The following is a 452-nucleotide window of genomic DNA, read 5'->3' on the forward strand; positions in this document are numbered from 1 at the left end:
AACAAGCGCTGATCTTCTGTCTGAGTAGTGGCTTGTTTTTCTTTTTTAGCGAGTACAACAAAATGATACTCTCTTTTCAGTACCCAGCTGTTGCCGATGCTAAGCTGCCATTGACTTTTTTTCTGTTGCCACTGCTCTAAAATCGATGCCATTTGCTGCTCTTTCAAAATGATCCCTGTTTCTGAGAATACTTTGTCGAAGAAGGAGTGGAAAAAATAGTATCGTTCCGCTTCTTCCATTTTTTCTATTATTTCTGCTGAAAATTGAAATCGATCCTTTAACTGTTCGACTTCCTTTTCGATTAACTGCCCCATACATTTTTGAATGACTTGGTCTGCCCATTGGATCTGTTGCGAAAACTGCTGAAAATGTCTCATCACCTGGGTGTTTTCTTGTTTTAATTGAGGAACAACCAAATGGCGAAGCCGATTTCTTTGGACATCTAATAATTG

Annotated in this window: 1 protein-coding gene; it reads right to left on the reverse strand. The window is 38.9% G+C overall.

Going from position 1 to position 452, the window contains the following annotated elements; all coding sequences use genetic code 11:
* Positions 1 to 452 (reverse strand): hypothetical protein (locus FCS21_RS17795; RefSeq protein ID WP_503328522.1); only part of this gene is annotated, 452 nt, incomplete at both ends.

The organism is Colwellia ponticola, from assembly GCF_005885605.1.
GTDB classification, from domain to species: domain Bacteria; phylum Pseudomonadota; class Gammaproteobacteria; order Enterobacterales; family Alteromonadaceae; genus Colwellia; species Colwellia ponticola.